This window comes from Methylobacterium fujisawaense, assembly GCF_014138435.1.
In the GTDB taxonomy this organism is placed as follows: domain Bacteria; phylum Pseudomonadota; class Alphaproteobacteria; order Rhizobiales; family Beijerinckiaceae; genus Methylobacterium; species Methylobacterium fujisawaense.
On sequence record NZ_JACJIM010000007.1, the window covers coordinates 230,921 to 247,108 of the forward strand.

General features: G+C 71.2%; 17 protein-coding genes. 12 read left to right on the forward strand and 5 right to left on the reverse strand.

Translation table 11 applies throughout. From position 1 onward, the window contains the following. The first annotated feature begins 98 nt into the window (after positions 1-98). Positions 99-1,238: an acyltransferase family protein gene (locus GGQ91_RS22080; RefSeq protein WP_182592845.1), complete on the forward strand. Its 1,140-nt coding sequence runs from the start codon at positions 99-101 to the stop codon at positions 1,236-1,238. Continuing rightward, positions 1,228-2,181, forward strand: coding sequence for a phosphatase PAP2 family protein (locus GGQ91_RS22085; RefSeq protein WP_182592846.1), 954 nt, complete (start codon positions 1,228-1,230; stop codon positions 2,179-2,181). Before GGQ91_RS22080 ends, GGQ91_RS22085 begins: the two co-directional genes overlap by 11 nt. A gap of 7 nt (positions 2,182-2,188) precedes the next feature. Here the strand turns inward: GGQ91_RS22085 and GGQ91_RS22090 are convergent, their stop codons facing one another. Further along, positions 2,189-3,454, reverse strand: coding sequence for an FAD-dependent monooxygenase (locus tag GGQ91_RS22090; protein ID WP_182592847.1), 1,266 nt, complete (start codon positions 3,452-3,454; stop codon positions 2,189-2,191). Between the two features lie 99 nt (positions 3,455-3,553). Between GGQ91_RS22090 and tesB the strand changes: the two genes are divergently transcribed. The 3 genes from tesB (at position 3,554) to GGQ91_RS22105 (ending at position 6,672) form a co-directional block, all read left to right on the forward strand. Next, the gene (gene tesB, locus GGQ91_RS22095) at positions 3,554-4,453 is read left to right on the forward strand and encodes an acyl-CoA thioesterase II (RefSeq protein ID WP_078947062.1); all 900 of its coding nucleotides are present in this window, start codon (positions 3,554-3,556) and stop codon (positions 4,451-4,453) included. Positions 4,454-4,752: 299 nt separating this feature from the next. Continuing rightward, the gene (locus GGQ91_RS22100; protein WP_010683623.1) at positions 4,753-5,091 is read left to right on the forward strand and encodes a P-II family nitrogen regulator; all 339 of its coding nucleotides are present in this window, start codon (positions 4,753-4,755) and stop codon (positions 5,089-5,091) included. Positions 5,092-5,172: 81 nt separating this feature from the next. Beyond that, entirely contained in the window at positions 5,173-6,672 is a 1,500-nt protein-coding gene (locus GGQ91_RS22105; protein WP_043381174.1) for an ammonium transporter, read from the forward strand. Positions 6,673-6,827: 155 nt separating this feature from the next. On the opposite strand, the gene GGQ91_RS22110 is transcribed toward GGQ91_RS22105, so the two are convergent. Both GGQ91_RS22110 and trmD read right to left on the reverse strand, forming a co-directional pair. Continuing rightward, positions 6,828-7,997: a phosphoserine transaminase gene (locus tag GGQ91_RS22110; protein ID WP_182592848.1), complete on the reverse strand. Its 1,170-nt coding sequence runs from the start codon at positions 7,995-7,997 to the stop codon at positions 6,828-6,830. Between the two features lie 352 nt (positions 7,998-8,349). After that, complete coding sequence (trmD, locus tag GGQ91_RS22115) at positions 8,350-9,099, reverse strand: tRNA (guanosine(37)-N1)-methyltransferase TrmD (RefSeq protein WP_043381166.1); 750 nt, start codon at positions 9,097-9,099, stop codon at positions 8,350-8,352. Positions 9,100-9,174: 75 nt separating this feature from the next. Here trmD and GGQ91_RS22120 point away from each other — a divergent pair, with 75 nt between their 5' ends. Further along, the gene (locus GGQ91_RS22120) at positions 9,175-9,894 is read left to right on the forward strand and encodes a class I SAM-dependent methyltransferase (RefSeq protein WP_182592849.1); all 720 of its coding nucleotides are present in this window, start codon (positions 9,175-9,177) and stop codon (positions 9,892-9,894) included. A 7-nt stretch (positions 9,895-9,901) separates the two neighbouring features. On the opposite strand, the gene GGQ91_RS22125 is transcribed toward GGQ91_RS22120, so the two are convergent. Together GGQ91_RS22125 and GGQ91_RS22130 are read right to left on the reverse strand one after the other, a co-directional pair. Further along, positions 9,902-10,939, reverse strand: coding sequence for an aromatic ring-hydroxylating oxygenase subunit alpha (locus GGQ91_RS22125; RefSeq protein WP_051975996.1), 1,038 nt, complete (start codon positions 10,937-10,939; stop codon positions 9,902-9,904). A gap of 406 nt (positions 10,940-11,345) precedes the next feature. Further along, complete coding sequence (locus tag GGQ91_RS22130; RefSeq protein WP_182592850.1) at positions 11,346-11,975, reverse strand: ATPase; 630 nt, start codon at positions 11,973-11,975, stop codon at positions 11,346-11,348. A gap of 299 nt (positions 11,976-12,274) precedes the next feature. On the opposite strand from GGQ91_RS22130, the gene GGQ91_RS22135 reads away from it, so the two are divergent. The 6 genes from GGQ91_RS22135 (at position 12,275) to GGQ91_RS22160 (ending at position 16,155) form a co-directional block, all read left to right on the forward strand. Next, positions 12,275-12,493 (forward strand): glutathione S-transferase, encoded by a 219-nt coding sequence (locus GGQ91_RS22135; RefSeq protein WP_043381159.1) that lies wholly within the window; start codon positions 12,275-12,277, stop codon positions 12,491-12,493. 18 nt (positions 12,494-12,511) lie between these two features. Continuing rightward, the gene (ffh, locus tag GGQ91_RS22140; protein ID WP_043349964.1) at positions 12,512-14,074 is read left to right on the forward strand and encodes a signal recognition particle protein; all 1,563 of its coding nucleotides are present in this window, start codon (positions 12,512-12,514) and stop codon (positions 14,072-14,074) included. After that, positions 14,071-14,403 carry a chorismate mutase gene (locus tag GGQ91_RS22145; protein WP_043349961.1) on the forward strand — a complete coding sequence of 111 codons (333 nt, stop codon included), beginning with the start codon at positions 14,071-14,073 and terminating at the stop codon, positions 14,401-14,403. The genes ffh and GGQ91_RS22145 overlap by 4 nt, the downstream gene beginning before the upstream one ends. A 7-nt stretch (positions 14,404-14,410) precedes the next feature. Next, on the forward strand, positions 14,411-14,773 hold the full coding sequence (gene rpsP / locus GGQ91_RS22150) for a 30S ribosomal protein S16 (protein ID WP_020092607.1): 363 nt from the start codon (positions 14,411-14,413) through the stop codon (positions 14,771-14,773). 11 nt (positions 14,774-14,784) lie between these two features. After that, positions 14,785-15,480: a ribosome maturation factor RimM gene (gene rimM / locus GGQ91_RS22155; RefSeq protein ID WP_043349959.1), complete on the forward strand. Its 696-nt coding sequence runs from the start codon at positions 14,785-14,787 to the stop codon at positions 15,478-15,480. Positions 15,481-15,918: 438 nt separating this feature from the next. Next, entirely contained in the window at positions 15,919-16,155 is a 237-nt protein-coding gene (locus GGQ91_RS22160; protein ID WP_043349956.1) for a DUF6894 family protein, read from the forward strand. Positions 16,156-16,188: the final 33 nt, after the last annotated feature.

The window sequence follows — 16,188 nt, forward strand, 5'->3', positions numbered from 1 at the left end:
GCGCGGGCGCCGTCGAGGGTGGATTCCGCAAGCGGGTGATACGGCTTGCTAAAGCATGGCGCGGCATCATCCGGTTCCCGATGCCGCGAACCGATCTCATGGCCCGACACCGCGACACGCAGCTCGACGCCGCGCGCGGCCTCGCCGTGCTGCTGGTCCTCTTCGGCCACCTCCTGCAGCCCGTCTTCTACGGCCCGTCGGGGCCCAACCCGGGGCCCGCCCTCGCGGTCTGGCGGGTCATCTACGCCTTCCACATGCCGTTCTTCTTCCTGCTCTGCGGGATGGTCGACCGGGTCAGGGGGGATGAGGATATCGCCGCGGCGAGCCTCTCCGCCCTGAAGCTCGTCCTCACGGCGCTGGCGTTCAGCACCCTCGCGTTGATCCCGCCGCTTCTCGACGGCACCGTTTCGCCGGGGAGCGCACTCCTCGACATGCTGCGCGCCCGTGACCTCAGCTTGAGCGTGCTCTGGTTTCTGGTCGCCCTGGGGCTGGTGCGGGTGGTCTACGCCGCCGCGCTCGCCCTGGCCTTTCCTCATGCCTATTGGGTCGTTCTGGGCGGCGCCCTGGCCGTGTCCTGGATCTGCAGCGCGCAGGCCTTCCCGTTCTGGCAGATCCACGCGCTCCTCGGCGCCCTGCCGTTCTACGTCGCGGGCCGGCGGCTCGGCCGGCGCGCGCTCGACGCGTCCGCGCTGCTCGGCGTCTGCGGTCTGGCCGTGCTCCTCCTCTGCGCGCCGCGGAACTTTGTCCATGTCGCGACGGGGCAGTACGGCAACCCGGCGCTCTTCGCGGTCACGGCCGTGGCGGGCTGCGGGTTCATGCTAGCGGTCGCGGGCCGGCTGCGCGGTCCGCCGCGCGCGGTGGCGGCCTTCCTGGGGCGGACGAGCTTCGATCTCTACATCGTCAGCGGCGCCTTCCTGCTCCTGGCGCCGTATCGTCCGGACTGGGACAGGTGGGGTCTTCTGGTGCTGCTGGCCGCCGTCGGTCTGCCGCTGCACCTGCTGGTAGCCCTGTCGCTGCGAGGGCCGATCCGGGCCGTCCGCAGGGGCGCCGAGGGCGTGGTCGACGGGCTGGCCGGCCGATGGCGCCTGCGGGCTCGGATCGACGCGCCCGGGTCGACGCGGCGAAGCCGGGCTTTTCCGATGCGGATCCTTAAGACTTGTGCGGGACCATCCCCGGCCAGTCCGGCCTCAAGACCTTCGATGACAGCGCCACACGCGATCGGCCCCGATGTTCGCTGAGCGCCCCCGCGGCCGCGTCGGCAGCTGGCCTCTGATCGCCGCCATGCTGGTCGCGACCGGCGTCTGGATGGCGATCGCCGGGCTGCGCTTCGCCTGGGACAGCGCGCTCGTCACCCTCGGCGCCTGCCTGGGCCTCGAAGCCCTGGCGCTGGTCTATCGCACGCGCCGTCCCGAACCGCGCATCGCGGCCACGCTCGACGGCCTGGCGCAGGTCATCGCCTTCAGCGCCTGCGCGGCCGCCCTGTCCTACGCCGTGGCGAGCACCGGCGGGCCGCTCTGGGACGCGACCTTTTACGCCTGGGACCAGCGGCTCGGTCTGGACTGGCGCGCCTACCTGGCCTTCGTGGACGGCCATCCGCGGCTCGGGCTGGTGCTCTCGCTCGCCTATCGCAGCCTGATCCTGCAGACCATGCTGGCGGTCATCTTGCTGGGCTTCAGCGGCCGGTTGCGGGCCCTGCAGGATTTCGTCCTCGCCTTCGCCATCGCCGGGACCGTGACGGTCCTCATCTCGGCGCTGACGCCAGCTATGGCGAACTTCGAGTTCCTGGGACTGTCTCCGGCAGACTTCCCCCAGCTGGAGCCGGCCGCGGCCGACGTCCATGTCGCGGATCTGACCGGCCTGCGCGACGGCACGCTCCGGACGATCTCCCTCGATCGTGTCGAGGGCATCATCACGTTTCCGAGCTTCCACGCGGCTTTGGGCGGCCTCTACATCTGGGCCTTCTGGAGCGTGCGCGCGGCGCGGTTCCCGGCCCTCCTGGTCAACGCCCTTCTCATCGCCGCCACGCCGATCGACGGGGGCCACTACTTCGTCGACGTGATCGCCGGGCTGGTCGTCGCCGCCCTGGCGATCTGTGCCGCGCGGGCCCTCGGGGGGAGGCCGGCCCCGGAGGCCGACCGCCCGCTCGTCTCCGGGTCCGGTCCCGCTCCGGAGCGGGCCTGACGCCCGCTTAGAGCGCTTCGCCCCGCAACAGACGCGGCCGCGATCCGCGCGCGGCCGCGGCCTCGCCGATGAAGAAGCGCTTGAGCCCCGGCAGCCGGTCCACGATCCCGAGGCCGAGGTCGCGGGCGAGGCGCAGCGGCAGGGCGTCGTTCGAGAACAGACGGTTCAACCCGTCGGTGGCCGCCGCCATGGCGAAGCTGTCGAAGCGCCGGGCGCGTTCGTAGGCGCGCAGCACGTCGGGTCCGCCGGGATCGAGCCCGAGACGCAGCGCTTCGGTCACGGCCTCGGCCAAAGCCGCGGCATCCGCGAGCCCGAGATTGAGGCCCTGGCCGGCGATCGGATGGATCACGTGGGCGGCATCGCCCAGCAGGGCGAGACGCTCGGCCCGGAAGGCACGGGCGATGCCGAAGGCCAGGGGATGCCGGCTCGGGCCGTGCTCCAGCGCGAGGGTCCCGAGATCCAGGGTGAACCGCCGCTCGATCTCGGCCAGCACCTCGTCGGGCCCGCCGGACAGCAGGGCCTCGGCGTCGTCCGAACGCTCGGTCCAGACGATGGAGGAGCGGTGCCCCAGGGGGCCGCCGTCCCGCAGTGGCAGGATGGCGAACGGGCCTGCGGGCAGGAAATGCTCGACGGCGCGTCCCCCGTGCGGCCGGGCATGGCCGATGGTCGCCACGATGCCGACCTGCGGGTAGGACCAGCCGACCCAGCCGATCCGCGCCGCCTCGCGCAGCCGCGAGCGCGCTCCGTCGGCGGCCACGAGCAGATCGCCCCGCAGGGTCTCGCCGGTCGTCAGCACCGCACCGATCGCCGCACCCTCCGGCACCGCGCGCACGACCCCCGCGGCGACGATCGACACCCCCGCCCCCCGGCAGGCCTCCGCCAGGGCTTCGGCCAGCGGTTCCGCCTCGATCATGTGGGCGAAGGGTTCGCCGGGGTCGCGGTCGTCCTCCGCCTCGCGGCCGAAGGTCAGGAAGACGGGCCGCACCGGGTCGGCGAGGCGGCTGTCGCTGATGACCATCTCGGTGATCGGCTCGGCCGCCTCCGCGACGCGGGGCCACAGGCCGAGGCGGTCCAGCATCCGCCGGCCGCCCGCCGCGAGGGCGTAGGCGCGGCCGCGATGCCGCCCGGGATCGGCGCGGCCCGGATCGATCACTGTCACGGCGAGCGCCGGTCCATGGGCCTGCTTGAGCGCCAGGGCCAGGGCGAGGCTGGGCAGGCCGCCGCCGGCGATCAGGAGGCGGCGGCTGCCGGGTCGGGGCGTCTCGGCCGTCATCGTGGCGGATCTCCTTCGGTCGCGCATGCGGGACGCGTGGATTGGTGCATTCGAAAAGCCTATGTCGCACGCGGACAACGAACGGAAACCCCGCGGGTCATGACCGACGCCAACACCGACGCGATGACGGATGCCGTCGCCGAGCTGATCGCCATCCTCGATCTGGAGCGCCTGGAGGTCGACCTGTTCCGCGGCCAGAACCCCAAGACGGGCTGGCGGCGGGTCTTCGGCGGGCAGGTGGTGGCGCAGGCGCTGGTCGCCGCGACCCGGACGGTGCCGGACGACCGCCCGGCCCATTCCCTCCACGCCTACTTCCTCCTGCCCGGGGACCCCCGGACGCCGATCGTCTACGAGGTCGAGCGCATCCGGGACGGACGGAGCTTCACGACCCGCCGGGTCAAGGCGATCCAGCACGGGCGGGCGATCTTCGCCACGACCGTCTCCTATCAGGTCGTGGAAGAGGGCCTGACGCACCAGCCGGCGATGCCCGCGGTGGCCGGACCGGAGGGGCTCCTCGACGGCAAGGCCCTGGCGGCCGCCGGCGGCACCGGGATGCCGGAGGCGATCGCGGCCTATTTCGGTCGCGAGCGGCCGATCGCCCTGCGGCCGGTCGACCTGAACCGCTACCTGCCCGCGGGCGCGGGCGGCCGGGCCCCCGACCCGATCTTCAATGTCTGGCTGCGCGCGGCCTCGGCGCTGCCGGACGATCCGGCGCTTCATCGGGCCGTGCTGGCCTACGCCTCCGACATGACCCTGCTCGACGTCTCGCTGATCCCGCACGCCCGCTCGGTGTTCGATCCGGCGATCCAAGCCGCGAGCCTCGACCACGCGCTCTGGTTCCACCGGCCTGTCCGGATCGACGACTGGCTCCTCTACGCGCAGGACAGCCCGGTCGCGGGCGGCGCCCGCGGCTTCGCGCGGGGCCAGATCTTCGACCGGGCCGGCAACCTCGTGGCCTCGGTCGCCCAGGAGGGTTTGATCCGCCCGATCCGGGATTAAAACGCGATCCGGCGCGTGCGTTGCCGATCCGCAACATCGCTGTGTGCACGGAATCGTGCAGTTTGCCTGATCGTTGTGCGGCACCTGCGCCGGGTCTGCCCGGGATGTGATCGATCCGGGCTAATCGATGGGCAGAATGACGATCCGCGAAAATGTTCCCAGCCAAGCGCGACTGGCATAGTCCTTGAATAGCGGCTTGCGACCGCGGGTCATCCCGAGCTTGCGGATGGTCCGGGCCGGGCCATCCCGCAGTCGGGTGACGGCAACGGTTCCCAAGGACTTCGAAGGGGGCGTCGCCCATGAAAATCGTGATGGCCATCATCAAGCCGTTCAAGCTCGAGGAGGTGCGCGACGCGCTCACCGGAATCGGCGTCCACGGCCTGACGGTGACGGAAGTGAAGGGCTATGGCCGCCAGAAGGGCCACACCGAGATCTACCGCGGCGCGGAATACGCGGTGAGCTTCCTGCCCAAGCTGAAGATCGAGGTCGCCGTCGCCTCCGACCTGACGTCCAGCGTGATCGACGCCATCGCCGGGGCTGCCCGCACCGGCCAGATCGGCGACGGCAAGATCTTCGTGATGCCGCTGGAGAAGGCGGTGCGCATCCGGACCGGCGAGACCGACGCCGACGCCCTCTGATCCGCGGCCCGGCGCGTCCGGGCCCGCCGATGTCGAGACCTTCTGACACAACACGGATTTAAGACCGGGAGCCACGTGCCCATGAAACTTCGTCATGCCCTCATGCTCGGCTTGGGAGGGGCGGCCATCGCCGCCCTCCTGATCGAGCCCTCCCTCGCACAGACGCCGACCCCGGAAGCCGCTTCGCCGCCGCCGTCGCCGATCCCCAACAAGGGCGACACGGCCTGGATGATGATCTCCTCGGCCCTGGTGCTGATGATGAGCATCCCCGGCCTCGCGCTGTTCTACGGCGGCCTCGTGCGCACCAAGAACATGCTGTCGGTGCTGACGCAGGTGTTCGCGATCGTGTCGATCGTCGGCCTGCTCTGGGTGTTCTACGGCTACAGCCTCGCCTTCACCAACGGCGGCGGCCTCAACGACTTCGTCGGCGGCCTCTCGAAGGCCTTCCTGAAGGGCATCGACGCGAACTCGACGGTGGCGACCTTCTCGAACGGCGTCGTGATCCCGGAATACGCCTATCTGTGCTTCCAGATGACGTTCGCCATGATCACGCCCGCGCTGATCGTCGGCGCCTTCGCCGAGCGGATGAAGTTCTCCGCGCTGGTGGTGTTCACGATCCTCTGGGTCACGATCATCTATTTCCCCATGGCCCACATGGTCTGGTACTGGGCCGGCCCGGACGCCGTCGGCAACGCCGCCAAGGCGCTGGCCGCCGCCACCGACGACGCCTCGAAGGCGACCGCCCAGGCGGCCCTCGACGCGGTCAACAAGGATGCCGGCTTCCTCTTCCAGAAGGGCGCCCTGGACTTCGCCGGCGGCACCGTGGTCCACATCAACGCGGGCATCGCGGGCTTCGTCGGCTGCCTGATCATGGGCAAGCGCATCGGTTACGGCCGCGACCTCCTCGCCCCGCACTCGCTGACCATGACCATGATCGGCGCCTCGCTGCTGTGGGTCGGCTGGTTCGGCTTCAATGCCGGCTCGAACCTCGAGTCCAACGGCACCGCCGCGCTGGCGATGCTCAACACCTTCGTGGCGACCTGCGGCGCCGCGGTGGCGTGGCTGTTCGCCGAGTGGGCGCTCAAGGGCAAGCCGTCGCTGCTCGGCATGCTGTCGGGCGCGGTCGCCGGCCTCGTGGCCGTCACCCCGGCCTCCGGCTTCGCCGGCCCGATGGGCTCGATCGTGCTCGGCCTCGTCGCCGGCGTGGTCTGCTTCGTGATGTGCTCCACCGTGAAGAACGCGCTGGGCTACGACGACTCCCTGGACGTCTTCGGCGTCCACTGCGTCGGCGGCATCCTGGGCGCGCTCGCGACCGGCATCCTGGTCGATCCGAACCTCGGCGGCGTCGGCATCCCCGACTACACCTCGAAGCCGGGCGAGCTGGCGGTCGGTGCCTACGACATGGTGAGCCAGGTCATCATCCAGGCGGAGGCGGTCGGCTTGACGCTCCTGTGGTCGGGCCTCGGCTCGGCGATCCTCTACAAGCTCGTCGACGTGACGATCGGCCTGCGTGTCACGCAGGAAGAGGAGCGCGAGGGCCTCGACATCGCCGATCACGGCGAGCGCGCCTACAATTACTGAGATGGGACGGCGCGGCCCTGCGGGGCCGCGTCCAGGCAAACGAAAACCCCGGCTCCGAAAGGGCCGGGGTTTTTTACGTCAGGCCGTCATCGCTTCGCTGCGCCGCGCTCGCGATGACGATGCGGGGCTGCGACCGGGCATCGACCCCGACGCTTTTACGCCGCCCGCGTCAGCGCCGCCTTCTCCTCCGCGAAGGCCCAGTCGAGCCAGGGCGTCAGCGCCTCCAGATCGGCGGTCTCCACGGTGGCGCCGCACCAGATCCGCAGGCCCGCCGGGGCGTCGCGATAGGCGCCGATGTCGAGGGCGACTCCCTCGCGGTCGAGGCGCTCCACGATCCCCGCCGCGAAGGCCGAGACCGCCGCATCGCCCCGGGCGAGCACGTCCGGATCGGCGATCACGAGGCAGACGCCGGTGTTGGAGTAGGTGGTGGGATCGACGGCCAGCGGCGCGATCCAGGGCGTCCGGGCGACCCAGTCGTAGATCGCCCGGGCGTTGGCGTCGGCCCGCGCGTGCAGCGCCGGCAGTCCGCCGATCCGCTCGGCCCAGTCCAGGGTGTCGAGGTAGTCCTCCACCGCCAGCATCGAGGGCGTGTTGATCGTGTCGCCCTTGAAGATGCCCTCGATCAGCTTGCCGTCCTTGGTGAGGCGGAAGATCTTCGGCAGCGGCCAGGACGGCGTGTGGCTCTCCAGCCGCGCCACGGCGCGGGGCGAGAGGATCAGCATGCCGTGCGCCGCCTCGCCGCCCATCACCTTCTGCCAAGAGAAGGTCACGACATCGAGCTTGTCCCAGGGCAGGGGTTGGGCGAAGGCCGCCGAGGTCGCGTCGCAGATCGTCAGGCCCTCGCGGTCCGCCGCGATCCATTCGCCGTCCGGCACCTTCACCCCGGCCGCGGTGCCGTTCCAGGTGAAGACCACGTCGCTCCGCTGGGTGTCGATCGCCGCGAGGTCCGGCAGGATCCCGTAGGGCGTCTGGTGGATGCGGGGCGCGATCTTGAGCTGCTTCAGCGCGTCGGTGACCCATTCCTTGCCGAACGCCTCCCAGGCGGCGACCTCGACGGGCTTCGGCCCGAGCATCGTCCACATCGCCATCTCGACGGCGCCGGTGTCGGAAGCCGGCACGATGCCGATCCGGTACCCGGCGGGCACCTGCAGGACGGACCGCGTCAGGTCGATGGCCCGGGCGAGCTTGGCCTTGCCGAGGGGCGAGCGGTGCGACCGGCCCAGCGCGGCGTCGGCCAGGGCGGCCGGGGACCAGCCGGGCCGCTTGGCGCAGGGGCCGGAGGAGAAATGAGGCACGCGCGGGCGCTGCGTGGGGCGGCTGGTCATGACGGATCCATCCTTGCAGAGGGACGCTCCTCCGCGGGGAGACGTGTCCCGGCTCGCGCATGCGCCGAAACCCGCCGGCTTGCAAGCACTTGTTCCGTCAGCAGTCTTCGCGTCGATGCCCCTGCCCGGGACAATGCGTCGAGACGCGGGGAACAGTCGATTAATCCAGGCCCGTTAGCCTTAATGCGGTGCCGCGTTGCGTTTGAGGTGCGCCGATGTCTTTCCACAGCGCCGCGATATTGGCGATTTGGTCAGTTCTTCTCTTGGTTATTGGGGCCTTAATACCCCGCGTCGTGCTGGCGAGCCGGACGCCGCGGCTCGTGCCGCAGCCGCTGCAGCTCGATCCCTTGGATTACGACCGCGACGGCCCGGTGATCGACCTCGAGCCGGCCTGACCGGGGTCGCCCCCGGCGCGCAGGTCCGGGCGCCGCTCGGCGGTGATCCGCTCGGCTTCCGCCCGCCGCCAGCGGGCGATGGCCGCATGGTTGCCGCCGGAGAGGACGTCCGGGATCGCGCGTCCCTCCCACGCGCGGGGCCGCGTGTAGTGCGGATATTCCAGAAGCCCGCCCTCGAAGCTCTCCTCGACGCCGGATTCCATCTTGCCCATCACGCCCGGCAGGAGCCGTACGCAGGCGTCGAGCACCACCAGGGCGGCGATCTCGCCGCCGGACAGGACGTAGTCGCCGATCGAGACTTCCTCCAGGCCGCGTCCGGCGATCACGCGCTCGTCGACGCCCTCGAAGCGGCCGCAGACGATCAGCGCGCCCGGTCCCGCCGCGAGGTCGCGGACGCGGGCCTGGGTGAGCGGCCGGCCCCGCGGCGACATCAGCAGGCGCGGGCGCGGATCCTCCGCCCCGGTCGCGGCGTCGATGGCGGCGCCGAGCACGTCGCAGCGCAGCACCATCCCGGCGCCGCCGCCGGCCGGCGTGTCGTCCACGGAGCGGTGGCGGCCGAGGCCGTGCGCGCGGATGTTGCGGGCCTCCAGGGTCCAGTCGCCCCGCGCCAGGGCATCGCCCGACAGGGAGACGCCCAGCGGGCCCGGGAACATCTCCGGGTAGAGAGTGAGGATCGTGGCCCGCCAGGGCGTGTCCGCGCGTGTCATGGCGCTTGATGGCGTGACGGGTGCGGCACGGTCAACGGACCCGGCACCGTCGGGGCCCCCCGCGGGTTGTCGGCCATGATCCGTGCCCTCGCTGTCCTCTCCGTCGCCCTGGCCGGCCCGGCCCTCGCCGCCGAGCCGCTGGCCCCCCCGGGTGCGCCCGCGGGCGCCTTTCCCAGGCCCGACCGGCCGGTGGCCGAGATCGTCGCGCCCCGCTGGTCCTCGGAGGCCGAGCGGGACAAAGCCGGCGAGTTCGAGCAGGTCGCCAAGGGGATGGGCATCGCCCCCGGCGAGACCGTGGCGGATATCGGCGCCGGCAGCGGCTACTACGTGGTGCGGCTGAGCCCCCGGGTCGGGTCGGCGGGCCGCGTGCTCGCCGAGGACGTGACGCCCGCCTACCTGTCGGCCCTGGAGACGCGGGTGAAGGCGCTGAAAAACGTCACGGTGGTGCGGGGCGAGCCCCATGATCCGCGCCTGCCGCCGGCCTCGGTGGATGCGGCGATCCTCGTGCACATGTACCACGAGATCACCCAGCCCTTCGGCCTGCTCCACAATCTCGCTGCGGGGATGCGCCCGGGCGGGCGCGTCGGGATCGTGGATGCCGACGCGATCCCCTCGCGGCACGGCACCCCGCCGGCGCTCCTGCGCTGCGAACTCGCCGCCGCCGGCTACCGGGAGACCGGCTTCCAGCCGCTGACCGACGGGGCCTATCTGGCGGTCTTCGCGGCGCCCGCGCCGGAGGCGCGCCCGAAGCCGGAGGCGATCCGTCCCTGCCGGGACGACGCGACGGCGCGGTAGACGCGCCTCAGGAGCGCCAGCGCAGCTCGCGGCGCTCCAGCGGATTGACGAACGGGCGCCCGTCGCGGGCCGATTCCAGGGCCTCGCGCTTCAGCCGGAAATACCATTGCGAGGGCAGGTCGCCCTGGCCGAACAGGACCATGGTGGGCTTGCGGTCGAGCCCGTCCTGCGCGTGCTGAAGCACCTGCTGGTCCTGGGTGAGGAACTGCCGCATCAGCGGGCGCGCCACCGGCTTGAGCAGGTTCAGAGCCGGCATGCTCCAGTAGAGGGCGTTGGTGAGCAGCGTCCGGTCCGGCGTCAGCGGCGTCGCGAAGGTGTAGTTCGCCACCCGCTTCTCACCCGCGCGGATGCGCTCCAGCCGCACGCCGGGCAGGCGGAACTCGATCTCCACCTCGGGGACGCCGCCGAGCAGGCGGTAGACCGGCGAGCTCGTCGTGGTGGCGTGGCTCGTCATCACGAAGCCGTGGGGCACCGGCTGGAAGGTCTTCACCTTCTCGCGGAGCTGCTTCGAGGGCCGGAACCACCACGAATCGTGGACGAAGGCGACGTGCCCGGGATCGACGAGGCTCAGGGTGGTGAGGTCGAAGGAGGCCTCGACCACGAGTTCGACCACGAGGGAGCCGGCCGGCGCGAAATCCAGTGTGGGCACCTCCGGCACAGCCCCGGTGGCGGGACCGATATGCGGGTTGACCCAGAGGAAGCCGGCGCTCTCGCGGATGGGGAAGCGCTGCACCTGGATGCGGGAGAAGTCGGCCGCGTCGTGCTCCGACAGGGTCGGGACGTCGCGGCAGCGCCCGTCTGTGCCGAAGCGCCAGCCGTGGAACGGGCACATCAGGGTATCGCCGTCGAAGCGGCCCTTCGACAGGGCCATGCCGCGATGGGGGCAGCGGTCGCGCAGCGCGAAGGGCGTGCCGTCGGGGGCGCGGCCCAGCACGATCTGCTCGCCGTTGAGTTCCACGGCCCGCAGGCCCGTCCGGCTGCCTGCCGTGCCGAGGCTCCGGGCCTGCCCGACGCAGTACCACGCATTGCCCAGAGGCTGGCGCATCGCGTCGGGATCGAGCGCGGCCTCGTCGGCGGGACGTTGCGGATTGGCGAAGGGCGCGTTCAAGGCGGTACGGGCTGACCTCGGGGCACCCGTCATACGCCCCGCCGGAGATGCGGGGAAGCGCGGGCCGGGAGAGGACAAACGGGCGCAGGCGCGGGGCTTCACAAGCCGGGCGCGGCCACTTACCTTCGCGTCACCCGCAACCAACGAAAGGAGGTGATCCAGTGTCTCATTGTCATCAGCCGTGTGTCTCGGCTCATCGGACCTGGACCGTCGCCTCCGGCGCGTCGCTCTAAGACGCGTCAGAGACCCGATCTCGGGACAGTTCCGCCGGACAGCACGGTTCGGCAATGGAAGGGCCACCCTCGCGGGTGGCCCTTCGTCGTTTCGGGGGTCGGATGCCGCGTCAGCGCCGCTGGGATTGGAACAGCGGCTGGGCCAGCGCCTCGGTCCGGGCGCGCCACAGGTCGCGCTCCTCGCGCAGGGCATCGCGCTCGCCGACCAGGGTCAGCCGCTCGGACCGCAGGGCGTCGCGGTCCGCAAGCGCCCGGTCGCGCTCGGCGCGCATCTCCTCGCGCTCGATCCGGAAGCGTTCCCGCTCCCCGCGGAACTCCTCGCGCTCGATGCGGATCTCTTCCTGCTCGGCCCGCAGATCCTCCAGCGAGCCGATCTCGTCGCGGATGTGCTCGCGCAGGGTCCGGATCTCCTCGGCCAGGATCGCCTGCAACTCGTCCTGGCGCCCGGCTTCCACGCGGAGCTTGGCCTTGAGCATCAGGTTCTCGGCCATCAGCTCGGCGATGTCGGGATCCTCGGTCGCCACCCGCGGCGCCTCGGGGGCCGGCACGACCCGGGGCGACCATGCCGCCTCTCCGCCGCGGACCCGCTTCGGTTCCGGCTGGGCCTCGGCCGGCCGCGCGTCGCCGTGCGTCTCCGTCGGCGCGTGGGCCTTCATCGCCGCCAGCCAGTCGCGGAGCGGGCCGGTGGCGGGGAAGCTGCCGGACTCGGTCGGCGAGAGGGAGCGGGCGGGTTCCGACATCGGAGGGCGTCCTGAGCGAATATGGCACGAAGACAATCCGAACATGCTTAACGTTCGGTAAAGCCGCACTTCGATCGGCCGCCCATTCCAGCACGCCGCCGCCGGCGGCGGGGCCGGAAAATTGACTTTCCGGCCGTGTACCGCTACGCCCCGCCCTCCCGATCCGTTGCAGATCGACCGATGCCAAGCCGACCGGTCCCATGAGACCGGAGGTCAACGCCCGACAGCGCGTCCGCGCCCTCGGGCGCGATGGGTGTTGGCCGATTCGCGGCGACGGGATCCGCCGGCCGAGGCATCCCATGACGCGCGATCAAGAAGCGTTGAACATCGAGGACGCGATCAACGAGACCTGCCCGTGGTCGGGCAAGCCGATCTCGGCGGATTCGCTGACCCTCTACAACGGGGCCGTGGTCGGCTTCTGCAACCCGGAGTGCCGGGACAAGTTCGCGAGCGCGGTGCGCGGCTTCGAGGCGGCCCTGCAGGCCCGCCGCGTCGAGCGCGCCGGGCTCGAACAGTGACGGCGGGGCTCTAGGATCATGTTCGAAGGCCTGTCCGACCGCCTCTCCGGCATCCTCTCGGGGCTGACGCGCCGCGGCGCGCTCACCGAGGCCGACGTCACCGCCGCCATGCGCGAGGTGCGGCGCGCCCTGCTGGAGGCCGACGTTGCCCTTGAGGTGGTCCGCGGCTTCACCGACCGGGTGAAGGAGAAGGCCGTCGGCGCCGTCGTGCTGAAGTCGGTGACGCCCGGCCAGATGGTCGTGAAGATCGTCAACGACGAGCTCGTGGCGATGCTCGGCACCGATGCCGAGACCGTGGACCTCAACGCCCCCGCGCCGGTGCCGATCCTGATGGTCGGCCTGCAGGGCTCGGGCAAGACCACCACGACCGCCAAGATCGCCCGCCGCCTCTCCGACCGCGAGAAGCGCAAGGTGCTGCTCGCCTCCCTCGACACGCGCCGCCCGGCCGCCATGGAGCAGCTCGCGGTGCTGGCCAAGCAGGTCGGCGTCGAATCCCTGCCGATCATCGCCGGCCAGTCGGCGGTGCAGATCGCCAAGCGCGCCATGGACGCCGCCCGCCTCGGCGGCTTCGACGTGGTGATGCTCGACACCGCCGGCCGCACCACGGTGGACGAGGGCCTCATGGCCGAGGCCGCCGAGGTGAAGGCCGCGACCCGACCGCACGAGGTGCTGCTGGTGGCCGACGCGCTCACCGGCCAGGACGCGGTCAACACCGCCCGCGCCTTCGACGAGCGGCTCGGCGTCACCGGCATCGTGCTGACCCGCATGGACGGCGATTCCCGCGGCGGCGCGGCGCTCTCCATGCGCGCGGTCACCGGCAAGCCGATCAAGCTCGTCGGCGTCGGCGAGAAGGTCGACGCCCTGGAGGAGTTCCATCCGGCCCGCGTCGCCAACCGCATCCTCGGCATGGGCGACATCGTCTCGCTGGTCGAGAAGGCGGCCGAGACCATCGACCACGAGCAGGCGCTCCGCACCGCGGAGAAGATGCGCAAGGGCAAGTTCGATCTTGAGGACCTGTCCATGCAGCTCGCCCAGATGGAGAAGATGGGCGGCATCGGTGGCCTGATGGGCATGCTGCCCGGCATGGGCGCGATCAAGAAGCAGGTCGAGGGCGCCAACCTCGACGAGAAGATGTTCAAGCGCCAGCGGGCGATCATCTCGTCGATGACCCCGCAGGAGCGGAAGAACCCCGACCTCCTCAAGAACAGCCGCAAGAAGCGCATCGCGGCGGGCTCGGGAGTCGACGTCTCGGAGATCAACAAGCTGCTCAAGATGCACCGGACCATGGCCGACATGATGAAGGCGATGGGCCAGGGCAAGCGCGGGATCGGGCAGGCGCTCGGCTCGATGTTCGGCCTCGGCGGCGGTGGGATGGGCGGCGGCATGCCCGGCTTGCCCCCCGGCATGCCGGAGCCGACGCCGGAGCAGATCGCGCAGCTTGAGAAGCAGTTCGGCGGCAAGCTGCCGCCGATGCCGCCGGGCCTGGGCGGGGGCGGAATGCCTAAGCTTCCCGGACTTCCGGGCCTGGGCGGTCCGAAGCTGCCGGGTCTCGGCGGGTTCATGCCGGGGAAGAAGAAATGAGCATCCTCTCCGCTCAAGCCGTCGATCCCGAACTCGCGCGTCTGCGGGAGAGCATCGACAATTTCGATGCGGCGCTGATCCATCTCCTCGCCGAGCGCTTCCGCTGCACGCAGCGGGTCGGCGAGCTCAAGGCCCGAAAGGGGATCCCCCCTTCCGATCCGGACCGGGAGGCCCGTCAGGTCGCCCGGCTCCGCAAGCTCGCGGTCGAGGCCAAGCTCGACCCCGACTTCGCCGAGAAATTTCTGGCCTTCGTGGTCAAGGAAGTCATTCGGCACCACCAGTCGATCAAGGCGGACCACGAGTCCCAGATCGAGCAACAGCGAAAGTAGTCAGACCATGGCCCTCAAGATCCGTCTCACCCGCGGTGGCGCCAAGAAGCGCCCGTACTACCGCATCGTCGTCGCCGACGCCCGCGCCCCCCGCGACGGCCGCTTCATCGACAAGGTCGGCGCCTACGACCCGATGAAGGCCAAGGACGATCCGGCCCGCATCGTGCTCGACAACGAGAAGATCCAGAGCTGGCTCGCCAAGGGCGCGCAGCCGACCGACCGCGTCCTGCGCTTCCTCGACCAGGCCGGTCTCGCCAAGCGCCCGACCCGCAACAACCCGCAGAAGGCCGAGCCGGGCGAGAAGGCCAAGGAGCGCGCCGCCAAGCGCGCCGAGAAGGCCGCGGCGCCCGCCGAGGACGCCGCCGCGTAAGGCGCCCGATCATGGCGCGCCGCCCCGCAGGTTCCACGCCCCGCGACGGCGGCCGCCGCGGCCGCACGAGCTCGGCGATCGGCAAGATCGCCCCCGATGCGGCGACCTCGCCCAAGGCGCCGGCCCCCAAGCCGGCGCCGCTCCCCGTGCCGCCCGATCCGAACCTCGTCCTGCTGGGCGAATTCGGGCGGGCGCACGGCCTCAACGGCGAGGTCCGGCTCAAATCCTACACCGGCGATCCGCGGGCGATCGCCGGCTACGGCGCCCTGCTAACCGCGGACGGACGGTCGTTGACGCTCGCCGACGTGCGTCTCGCCCCCGGTTCATCACCCGACATGCTGATCGCCCGGGTGAAGGGCGTCTCCGGCCGCAGCGCCGCCGAGGCGCTCAACCGCGTCGCCCTGTTCATCCCCCGCGACCGCCTGACGGCCCCCGAGGACGACGACGAGGTCTATACGGCCGACCTGATCGGCGCCACGGCGGTGGACGAGGCCGGGACACTCGTCGGGACGATCGTGGCCGTGCCGAACTACGGTGGCGGCGATCTTCTGGAGCTGCGCCCTCCGAACGGCGGCGCCACGGCGCTCCTGCCCTTCACCAAGGCCTTCGTGCCGGTGCTCGACATGGCGCAGCGCCGCGTCACCGTGGCGGCGCCGGAGGATCTGTTCGCGCCCCCGGGCGAGAAGCCCGCCGACGATCCCGGCTGAAGGGTCGGGCGCGGCCTGTCGAACGGTCGTCGCCCGATCGAGGCAGCCCGTGCCCTCGCTCGTCCGGGCCGGGACGTCCGCGCCGGACGCGGCTCCGTTAGTTTTCTCCCGCGAATCTCTCTCGCGGTTCTCTCGTGCGCCGAGCCGGCCCTCGGAACGGGCCCAACCCGGGCCAACGCGCTGCCCATCGGCGCTGCGGCGGCGGATCTCCAGGCCGCCCTTCATCCCGAAAAAAGCTCGTCGGTTTCAGGTCCAGGTCGGGCGCAATCCACCGGACGGGCCCTTCGCCGGACTGCCCGATGCGCACCCTCCGGCCGTCGCAGCGGCGGCGTCGGCCGAGCGACCGAGCGGCCTCAAAACCTGAAATTTAAGGCATCATTAACCATAGCAAGACCAATCTTCTCGGCGAACGACTTCTCTTTGAGACGCTTCGAGCCGATGCCCCGCTTCTTCATCGACCTGCACGACGGCTCGCAGCCGATCCATGACGAGGTCGGCTTCGACCTGCCGGACCTCCCCGCCGCCCGCGCCAAGGTGACCCGCATCATGTCGGCGATCGCCCGCGACATGCTGCCGGATGTCGAGCGTCAGGACTATGTCGCCTGCGTCCGCGACGGCGTCGGCAAGATCGTCTACCGGGCGCGCCTGTCGCTCGCCGCCGAGATGGTGGAGTGAGCCGGCGGCGTCCCGCAGGCGCCTGAGGCTCCC